Raw genomic sequence first — 2879 nt, 5'->3', positions numbered from 1 at the left:
CCAGCGCCCAGGACGCGATGTGCACCCCTTTTTCCAGGTGTGTTCCCAGGTGTGGGGAGCCCAGGCAGATCACGTGGCGCACCGCTTCGGTCCAGCGGTGCTGCTGCTGCTCGCCGTAGTAGCAGGCACTGCGCGTCACCAGGCCGCCCATCGAGTGGCCCACCAGCACGATCTCGTGGATGGGAACCGGCCACAGCGCCTCGAGCCGGTGCAGCATGTCGGCCAGCGTTTGTCCGTTGTGAGAGATGTGCAGCCCGGTGTTGTAGCGCAGGTAGATGGGGGTGAACCCGTGCTCGTGATGCAGTCGCTGCCCGTAGCTCCGCAGATCCTCGCCGGTGCGCGGCGTGCGCCACCACGAGCGTTCGGTGAGAAACAACCCGTGAACGAATACGGCAAGGTGACCGGTGGCTGTCGGGAACGCCGCCGCCACCCCGTCGGCGGTGAGCGGGACGGCCGTCCCGTGGTGCCGGATCTGCATGCTCAGCGCGAATCCGTTGCGGTGTGCCGTCAGCTGATCCCCGTACAGCCCGTTGATCGCGGCGATGGCTGCGGCGATGGTGGGTTGGGATTCGAGCGACTCGTCCCCGTCGCGGCCCCACGCCTTCGATGCCAGCACGCCGGCTACCCGGGTTGTCCCCCGAATCCCGCCGTCCACACCGCCATAGATAGTGCGGGCCACCGCGTCGTGGATGATTTGGGTGGGCTTCGCCGCCGGTCCTATCGCGCCGAAGACGCGGCTTGCGATACCCGCGTGCATGTCTCGTACCAGCGTCGTCAGTACGCCCACGGCCTCGCCGCCAAGGTCGGCGACCGACCTGATCTCTCGTGTCTGCACCACGCCCCCCTACGAACTCAGAGCGCCTAGACCTGCAAAGCAGCTTCGATTTTCGCACGGACCAGGGGCCACAGCAACGACTTTCGTCCCTTTGAGTGGGCCAAGCCCGACGCGCGGCGACGGCTCCCCGGCGCACGCGCCGCGAGGGTGCGGGTCGCAAGAGCGCGGGCAGGCACTGACCGACGAACCGCCCGTGTCGAAGCGGTGCGCGAGCGGCCAGCCGGCGTAGTTTCCGCCACCTGGGCAGGTGCCTGGCCGGACGGAGCCATCGACGTCTTGCCGGTGACCGCCTAGTCTGCGAGCGCCAGCACCTCGTCGAACCCGTCGACGAGGCAGTCGTGGAACACGTCGAAGTCCGGAATCGCGCCCGCGTCGACGCAAATTCCCAGCGCACACGTGTCGACGTAGGTGAGCAGCGTGACATTCACCGCCGAACCGATCGTCGGGCCGAAACCGTACGCCATCCGCAGCGCGGCTCCGCCGAGACGCACAGGGATCGGGATGCCGGGCACGTCGCTGGCCACGAAATCGACGCGGCGCAACACCGCTCCGATGTACCAGCGCGGCAACAGGTTCAACGCACCGGCGATCAATTGCATGTAAGGCAGCGAGCGCTCGTCGCGTTGCCTCGTGGCCCGGTGATGGATCTCTTCGATTCGTCGCGCCGGGTCGGCGAGGCCGACCGGCACGTCGAACCGCATCATCGTGACCCGGTTTCCGGCAATCGCGTCGCCTTCGGTGCGGAGACTGATCGGCATCCCCACATGAAAGTCCCCGACCGCGACGCTGTGCTTTTCGTGGTAGCGGCGCAGCGCCCCGGTCACGCCCGCGAGGAACGCATCGTTCAGCGAACCCCCGCCCGCGTGTCCGGCGTCGCGCAGCCGCGGCCTCGACACCTCATGGATCCCGAGGCGACGGACCGTCGTGCGGTCTTTCATGAGCGAAGAGCCGGACTTGGTGATCGGCCGCATGATGCGGTAGACCGACGACGCGACCGCCGCCGCGGAGGTGGCTGTCTGCACCGGCCGCCGCATGGTGCTTCGCACCAGACTGGGAATTCCCGTAACCGAAGCCGTTGCCGCATTGGCGAGCAGCCCGGCGTCGTAGCGGAGTGTGTCGCGCAGTCCGTCCAGCGGCGACGGCATCCGTGGTGGGGGCACGACGGGCAGTGCGCCGCGCCGCTGGGCGGTGACGTCGAATAGCGTCATCGCGATCTGGACGCCGCCGATGCCGTCGGCCAGGGAGTGATGCATCTTGGTCATCAGTGCGGTGCCGCCGTCTGCAAGTCCGTCGATCAGGGTGATCTCCCACAGCGGTCTGGCCCGGTCGAAGTCCGACATCGCGGCCAGCCGGCCCATCTCCAGTACCGCGTCGAGAGTCCCCGGCTGCGGCGCGGTCACCCGACGCATGTGGAAGCCGAGATCGAATTCCGGGAAGTCCTCCCAGCGGGGCGGGGCCGGCCGAGGCGAGGACACTATCCGCTGGCGGAAGGTCGGCAGTCGTCGGCTGAGCCTGTCGAACCGCTCAACCAATTCGCCCCAATCCGGGGTGCTGTCCAATAGCGAGATCGTGACGATGGTCGACCGCAAAACGGGATCGGTTTCCATCGCCCAGAGGAAAGCGTCGGTGTTCTGCATGAACTCGCTCATTGTCTTCATACTGCGCCGAGATCGAGTCTTTGGCATCGATTCCGACGACAATTTGTAGGCGGGCAGAATCGTGCTCGATGACACTCAACGCCAAGCAGCCCGAGCAAATCCCGCCAGCGGCGCGAATCGTTCACCCGAACAACCCAGCTTCGGTCGCGATCTTCACACGAACAGCGCCGCCCTCGCGCGAACAGGACAGCAATTAGGCGGCTGGGAGTGTTGGCTCTGGCCGGAATGCCTCGTCGGTTTCCGTTCGCTGGTTCATTCCGCGGGTGCGGGCTGACTTGGCGTGTGTCCAGGGCGCTCAAGAGCCTCGATTTGGCGGGCGACCTCGACTGCGTGATCGCCGAGTCGCTCCAGCAGCCGGGCGATCAGCCCCATCTCCAGCAGCACCG

Annotated in this window: 2 protein-coding genes; both read right to left on the bottom strand. The window is 66.9% G+C overall.

Annotated elements, in window-relative coordinates; genetic code table 11:
• Positions 1-835 (bottom strand): esterase/lipase family protein (locus tag ACLP4W_RS10205; protein WP_442386018.1); only part of this gene is annotated, 835 nt, incomplete at its 3' end.
• 290 nt (positions 836-1125) lie between these two features.
• A complete protein-coding gene (locus ACLP4W_RS10200) occupies positions 1126-2484 on the bottom strand; it encodes a wax ester/triacylglycerol synthase domain-containing protein (RefSeq protein WP_442386017.1) in 1359 nt (452 codons plus the stop codon).
• Positions 2485-2879: the final 395 nt, after the last annotated feature.

It is taken from the genome of Mycobacterium sp., from assembly GCF_052145595.1.
Taxonomy (GTDB): domain Bacteria; phylum Actinomycetota; class Actinomycetes; order Mycobacteriales; family Mycobacteriaceae; genus Mycobacterium.
The sequence above is the reverse complement of the archived record's forward strand: the minus strand, read 5'-3'. Positions and strand labels throughout refer to the sequence as shown.

Bases quoted from the DNA above. Each gene is read 5' to 3' on its own strand.
- ACLP4W_RS10200 (WP_442386017.1), bottom strand. From the start codon at position 2,484: ATGAGCGAGTTCATGCAGAACACCGACGCTTTCCTCTGGGCGATGGAA.